This window comes from Desulfovibrio sp. 1214_IL3152 (assembly GCF_036763055.1).
GTDB lineage: Bacteria > Desulfobacterota > Desulfovibrionia > Desulfovibrionales > Desulfovibrionaceae > Desulfovibrio.
Map to the genome: position 1 here is coordinate 1 of NZ_JBAIYW010000246.1, position 7,068 is coordinate 7,068.

Consider the following 7,068-nt stretch of genomic DNA (forward strand, 5'->3'; position numbering starts at 1 on the left):
GACGCAGCGTCCGCGCATGCAGCCCGACGCGCGGCAGGAGTTGTTTTGCCGTGCCATACCGGCCCGCCGCACCCGCATTCAGGCGATAGATCTTCCCATATTGCAGGAGGTTCTGATGGATCCCACCCTTTCTTCCATCATCCGGGAGCCGGTGGCTCAGGCCACTGTGGCCGGGCTGCTGTCATGGCTTTCCGTCAGTCTCGGCGCGGCATTCATTTTTACCCGACGGGAATTCTCGCGCAAAGCAATGGACTGTCTTTTGGGCGCGGCCGGGGGCATGATGCTGGGCGCGTCCTTTTTCGGTCTGCTGCAACCGGCCATGGAGCTTACCGCCCACATGGGGCGCACAGGCTTCATTCCGGTGGTTTTCGGGCTTATGCTGGGCGCGGGTTTTCTGCTGCTGCTCGACCGCGCCCTGCCCCACCTGCACCTTGTGCAGGACACCACCGAAGGTATTTCAACCCGCTGGCGGCGCAGCGTTCTGCTTGTCACCGCCATGGCCCTGCACCATATCCCCGAAGGGCTCGCCATCGGGGTGGGCTATGGGGCAGCCGCTGCGGAAAGCGGCATGGCCACAGGCATTGAAAGCCTCGGCATGAGCACGGCCCTGGTGCTTACCGCGTCCTTAATGCTGCAAAACCTGCCCGAGGGCATGGTGGTATCCACCGCTTTGCGGGCCGAAGGCTATTCGGCAAAAAAATCTTTTTTCTACGGCGTACTTTCCGGCGTCACCGCCCCCATCGGGGCCATACCGGGGGCCTTGGCCGCAGGGGTGACGGCGGGCATTCTGCCCGTGGCCCTGGCCTTTGCCGCCGGAGCCATGATTTATGTGGTCTTTGAAGAGGTCATTCCCGAAGCCAATGCCTCCGGCAACGGCAATGCCGCGTCTCTTTCCTGTATTTTCGGGGTCTGCCTGGTTATTGCGCTCACCACCCTCCTGGGCTGATCAGGCGGCGCTTGTAAACGCGCGATAGAGCGATTTTCACCTTGAGATTATCGCGCAACGGCGGACAAAACCCGCCCATAGCCGTTCGGCGGCATAAATATTTTGAAAGCTGAAATGCGCTAGAGCAATTTCACTTTGAAATTGCTCCGACGGCTGCGTGAGCAGACGTTCGCTACGGAGGCGTAAGCGCAGTTTATCTGCGCGGTTAAACGCCGAAGTGAGCGTGCCTTAAACTTTGAGAATGTATATTCTCAAAGTTAATCTGATCTAAAAGCCGACCAACGGCATATCCGCTGCGTCAGAGCCGGGTTTCCCTCATACGAAACCTTGCTCTGACGCAGCGGCATTTCACACCTGCGGTTTTTTCCACAAAATGGGGCAATGCCGCTTACCGCTGGCACATTTTTTATCTGGTATAAGTTTTTTTTCATTTCAGCCGAAGATATAAGCAAGGCGATCAGATATTTTTTTGAAAATGTCTTTCGCCATATGTCTATTGATAGTTGCGAATATTGTTTTTTTTATTTACTATTAAAGAACTCTTATTTCTTCTACAGACAAGCAATGTCCGCATGGCGCGTGCGGCATGATCATTTTGGGCGCACTTCATGCACAGGGGGACGGATATGTCACACACCATGCACTGACGGGCCACCCGGAACAACCAGCCCCGGCCATTGGACATGCAAGTACAGCCGGTCTGGAGCCGCGGACCAGACCCCGCGTGACACAGCACCGCAGCCACGGGCACACCTGAACGTTTTTTCCGCAGCCTGTGCCTTCGCAAACGGCCATTTAAGGAAGAACCCTTATGAACCTGACCCTCAGCTTTCGCATCATCGTATTTTTCATCGTTGCCCTCATACTGGCCTGTGCAGCCATGCTGATCGGCTTTAAAATCGCTCTGGGCGACGGCCTGAGCGCCGCTGTCCTGAAAGACGCCCTGCTGTTCGGCGTGGGCGGCATTGTGCTTCTGGGCGCCGCTGGCGCGGCATTCATCAACAACAGGCTTGCGCCCATCCGCAAATGTGTTGTCTACGCCGAAGCCATTTCCACCGGGCATGAAGAAGCCACGCTTGACGTATACCGTACCGACTGCCTGGGCCACCTGGCGGAATCGCTACGCATCATGGTTGCCAAGCTGGAAAACCAGACCCACTGGTACGAGAGCATACTGAACACCCTGCCCCTGTCTGTTTCCGTGACGGACAACGACATGATCTGGACGTTTTGCAACACCTATGCCCTCGAAACCATGAATAAAACCTGTCAAAACGATGTGGTGGGCAAGCACTGTTCCGAAAAACAGGGCAATATCTGCAATACCCCCGAATGCGGTATCGAGCAGCTGCGCATGGGCATTAAAAAAGTCATCAACCACATGCCCGACGGCAAAAGCATGCAGATCATGCTGGACTACCTGAAAGATGCGGACGGCAAAACCATCGGCCATGTGGAAATAGGCGAAGACATCACAGAAAAGGTCATGCTTGAAAAGCAGGCCGCCGAAGCCGCCCACAAGGCGAGGGTATATACCGTCACCCAGCTTGAAGATGTGGTTGCGCATCTGCAGCATGCCGCAGACACGCTCAATGCCTCCCTTGGCGATGTGCGCGACAAGGCGGGCATTGCCGCCGGGCGCATGGCAGAAACAGCCACCGCCATGAACGAAATGAACGCCACGGTGCTTGAGGTGGCCCACAATGCCGAAGGCGCGGCCAAGGCCGCAACCTCCGTACAGGGGCATGCCCAGGAAGGCGCGGGCATTGTGCTGCGCACCATCCGGAGCATGCAGAGCGTGCAGCAGCAGTCCAACGGTCTCAAGGGGGACATGATCGGCCTTGACAAGCAGGCCAAGGATATCGGCGCGGTGCTCACCCTTATTCGCGACATTGCGGATCAGACCAACCTGCTGGCCCTTAACGCGGCCATTGAGGCCGCCCGCGCGGGCGAAGCCGGACGAGGCTTTGCCGTTGTGGCCGACGAGGTGCGCAAACTGGCAGAAAAGACCATGAGTGCCACCCAGGAAGTGGAAACCGCCATTGCCGCCATTCAGGAAGGCACGGGCAAAAGCTCCACCACGGTCGACGGCGCCGTGTCCGCCATTGACGAAGTGAGCCGCATGGCCGAAGAGTCCGGCCAGTCGCTGGAGCAGATTTCAACCCTGGCCGGAGATTCCAGCGCGCGGGTTTCCGCCATTGCAGCTGCGGCCACGGAACAGTCCGCCGCCTCGGAAGAAATCAACCGGCACATAGCCGAGGTCAACAGCCTGAGCGCCCACATTGCTGAAGAAGTGGATCTGGCGGCTCGCCAGGTCAGCGACATGGCCGGGCAGGTCAGCGTTGTCACCGGCATTCTTGACGCCATACGTAAGGAAGACAACGACCAGCAATAGCACTGCAAGACGGCATGCGGCGGCATGGCGGCCAGCCACGCCGCTGTTACCCCGCTTGCAGGCCCAAAAACAGACGTGCCGTACGACACAACAAATATGCCGCAGCCCCTGACCCCAGGTACGAAAGAAGCCGTCGGACGACAGCCCGGCGGCTTCTTCCGTACCCGCAGGGATCTGCCCTGAGTCAACGGAACAGGTTTGTTCATGCACCGTTTTCCGCTCCCGTGTGGGCATACGGTGATGGAAGGCCTTTCATCACCGGCATGGCCGCCCTTCCCTCTGGCATGCACAATCTGTTGTCATACCAGACTTTCCCGCAGCATCCTGTCTCACGTCCACACGCTATGCGCTATTTATAACAAAAGCGGCATAAAAAAACTGTTTTCCCACTCTGTGAACTCTTGCACTTCAGGGTACAGGCGAAGTGCCGGAGTCAGAAAAAGCTATCAGGCGGCCCATCTTTTTACAAAAAGCGGGCCGCCTGAAACCAGTCAGGCCCATGCGTGACGGCCTGCGCAAAGAATCAAATCACAAGTGTCCGGAGCAGACTGTTTTTAAGACGACGGACGGCTGTATTCACAGCCGCCCGAACATTTCAAGACAAAGAATACCTAGAGCAATTTCACTTTGAAATTGCTCTGGCGGCTGCGTGAGCAGACGTTCGCTACGGAGGCGTAAGCGCAGTTTATCTGCGCGGTTAAACGCCGAAGTGAGCGTGTCTTAAACTTTGAGAATGTATATTCTCAAAGTTAATCTGCTCTAGGGATGATTGACAAACTTATTCTGCGTGGCCGCCGTGCCGCTGTGGCAGGGGGTGCAGTCCATGATACCCTTGGCCCAGTTGGCGTCATTGCCCTTGGTCATATGACACTCGCCGCAACTGCTCACCGAAGCCTGCATGGGGAAAGTGCTCTTGAAATCCTTGCCCTGCTCGATCTTTGCGTTGATGATTTCGGCAGCCTTAAAGGCCGCATCTGCCGTAATGCGTCCGCAACGTTCGCTGCGCTTCTTGCTGGTGGCTTCGATCTTGTTCTCATAACACCACTTGGACACGGAAATATGGCATAATACAGAGTCAGACGTGCTCATGGGCAAATCGCCCTTGACACCCTGAGCCGCATCGCCGGGATTATAGATGGGCAGCTTGGTCACTTCGTACCAGCGGAACAGTTCGTTGACCATGGGGTGCACTTCCTTGCGGCCCCAGAACAGGGAAAAGGTCGCCGCAGCGCCATAAAGAGCGCCGCAGATGGTTCCCCAGTCGGAAATACCGCCCTTGTTTGCCTCAAGCATGGCAAAAGGAAACTGGTTATAGGGCGCGCCGTACTTTTCGCCCATCAGGCCGATAATACTGTAAAATGCACCAAAACCACAGCCGAAGCCCTTATGCCAGTAGCCGTCATAGGCCACCTGGGCGCATTCCTTGGGGTCAAGCTTGTGGGGCTTCCAGCCAAAGGCTCCGCCCACCTGATCAAAACGACCGGCCGCAGGCTGCGTCTGCCCCGCAGCCTTTGCCTCAACACCGCCGAGGCCGAGCATAGCTCCGCCCACTGCAAGCCCGCCAAGGCCGCAGATAAGATCACGTCTGCCGATGTTCATCTATCTCCTCCTGATAGCATGTGTCTGCCGTGACACATTGTGGTTAAAAAAATCACTACCAAGTTTGGGAAAGAAAGGTCAATCTCAAAAATACCGAAAATACACTTTTTTTTCATTGCAAAAAAATTTTTTTGCCGTTTTTTTGCGGGCAGGCTCTGGACGGCCTGCAAGAAGGTCTTACATATACGGGGCGACTGGCGACCCCAGTGCGCAGAATTTGACGCGCGCGCCGCTCCGCAGACGCACAGCGCGGCAGGTCGCTGCGCGACCAAGCACAAGACAAGCTTTCCCCGAGGAGGATCACCATATGTCCAAGATTATCGGTATTGACCTGGGTACCACCAACTCCTGCGTGTATGTTATGGAGGGCAAGGACCCCAAGTGCATCACCAACCCCGAAGGTGGACGCACCACTCCTTCCGTGGTGGCCTTTACTGACAAAGAACGCCTGGTGGGCGAGATCGCCAAGCGTCAGGCCGTGACCAACCCCACGCGCACCATCTTTGCCATCAAACGCCTTATGGGCCGCAAGTTTGACAGCCCCGAAGTGGATCGCTGGAAAGAACACAGCCCCTACGCCATCGTAAAGGCTGCCAATGGCGATGCCGGCGTTGAAGTGGACGGCCGCACCTACAGCTCCCCTGAAATTTCGGCCATGATCCTGGCTAAGCTGAAGGCCGATGCCGAAGCGTACCTGGGTGAAACCGTTACCGAAGCCGTCATCACCGTGCCGGCCTACTTTAACGACGCCCAGCGTCAGGCCACCAAGGACGCGGGCCGCATTGCCGGTCTTGAGGTCAAACGGATCATCAACGAGCCCACAGCCGCTTCGCTTGCCTACGGCGCGGACAAGAAGGCCAACGAAAAAATCGCGGTCTTCGACCTTGGCGGCGGCACGTTTGACATCTCCATTCTTGAGGTGGGCGACAACGTGGTTGAAGTGCGCGCCACCAACGGCGACACGTTCCTGGGCGGCGAAGACTTCGACCAGCGCGTCATCAACTTCCTGGTGGAAGAGTTCAAAAAGGAAAACGGCATTGACCTGTCCAAGGACAGCATGGCCCTGCAACGCCTGAAAGAAGCTGCTGAAAAGGCCAAGAAAGACCTTTCCACCTCTATGGAAACCGAGGTCAATCTGCCCTTTATCACCGCTGACCAGAACGGTCCCAAGCACATGCTCGTCAAAATCAGCCGCGCCAAGCTGGAATCGCTGGTGGGCGACCTTGTGGAAAGCACCACCGAGCCGTGCAAAAAGGCCCTGGCCGACGCCGGCATGACCGCCGACCAGATCGACGAGGTCATCCTTGTGGGCGGCATGACCCGCATGCCCCTGGTGCAGCAGGTTGTGGGCAAGTTTTTCGGCAAGGAACCCAACCGCTCCGTCAACCCCGACGAAGTGGTGGCTATGGGCGCTGCCATTCAGGGCGGCATCCTCAGCGGCGACGTGAAGGACGTGCTGCTGCTCGATGTGACCCCGCTTTCCCTGGGCATTGAAACCATGGGCGGCGTGTTCACCAAGCTTATCGAGCGCAATACCACCATTCCCACGCGCAAGAGCCAGGTGTTCACCACGGCTTCCGACAACCAGCCTTCGGTGTCCATCCATGTGCTCCAGGGCGAACGCCCCATGTCCGCGGACAACATGACCCTGGCCCGCTTTGACTTGGCCGGCATTCCCCCGGCGCCGCGCGGCGTGCCGCAGATCGAGGTCTCCTTTGACATCGACGCCAACGGCATCGTTAACGTGTCCGCCAAGGATATGGGTACCGGCAAGGAACAGTCCATCAAGATCACCGCTTCTTCCGGCCTGTCCGAAGACGACATCCAGAAGCTGGTGCGCGAGGCTGAAGCCCACGCCAGCGACGACAAGAAGAAGCAGGAGCTTATCGAGGCCCGCAACCATGCCGACAGCCTCATTTACGGCACTGAAAAGTCCCTGGCCGATCTGGGCGACAAGGCTGACGCCGCCGTCAAGAGCGACATTGAAACCAAGATGGCCGACCTGCGCAAACTGATGGAAGGCGAAGACGCCGCTGCCATCAAGACCGCCACGGACGAACTGGCCAAGGCCTCTCACAAGCTGGCCGAGCAGCTTTACCAGCAGCAGGCCCAGCAGACCGGCGCCGCG

The 7,068-nt window shown here is 57.5% G+C and carries 4 protein-coding genes; 3 read left to right on the plus strand and 1 reads right to left on the minus strand.

Annotation, left to right across the window (positions count from 1 at the left end; translation table 11 throughout):
• The first annotated feature begins 115 nt into the window (after positions 1–115).
• Both V6C07_RS05130 and V6C07_RS05135 read left to right on the plus strand, forming a co-directional pair.
• Complete coding sequence (locus tag V6C07_RS05130; protein WP_333535291.1) at positions 116–946, plus strand: ZIP family metal transporter; 831 nt, start codon at positions 116–118, stop codon at positions 944–946.
• Positions 947–1,757: 811 nt separating this feature from the next.
• Positions 1,758–3,341, plus strand: a complete 1,584-nt coding sequence (locus V6C07_RS05135; RefSeq protein ID WP_333535288.1) for a methyl-accepting chemotaxis protein — start codon at positions 1,758–1,760, stop codon at positions 3,339–3,341.
• Positions 3,342–4,100: 759 nt separating this feature from the next.
• On the opposite strand, the gene V6C07_RS05140 is transcribed toward V6C07_RS05135, so the two are convergent.
• A complete protein-coding gene (locus V6C07_RS05140; protein ID WP_333535289.1) occupies positions 4,101–4,940 on the minus strand; it encodes a split-Soret cytochrome c in 840 nt (279 codons plus the stop codon).
• 307 nt (positions 4,941–5,247) lie between these two features.
• Here V6C07_RS05140 and dnaK point away from each other — a divergent pair.
• The coding region (gene dnaK, locus V6C07_RS05145; protein ID WP_333535290.1) for a molecular chaperone DnaK at positions 5,248–7,068 on the plus strand (1,821 nt) is incomplete at its 3' end.

What these genes read in the sequence shown, in the direction of transcription:
- V6C07_RS05130 (WP_333535291.1), top strand. Translation starts at nt 116, where the DNA reads ATGGATCCCACCCTTTCTTCCATCATCCGGGAGCCGGTGGCTCAGGCC.
- V6C07_RS05135 (WP_333535288.1), top strand. Translation starts at nt 1,758, where the DNA reads ATGAACCTGACCCTCAGCTTTCGCATCATCGTATTTTTCATCGTTGCC.
- V6C07_RS05140 (WP_333535289.1), bottom strand. Translation starts at nt 4,940, where the DNA reads ATGAACATCGGCAGACGTGATCTTATCTGCGGCCTTGGCGGGCTTGCA.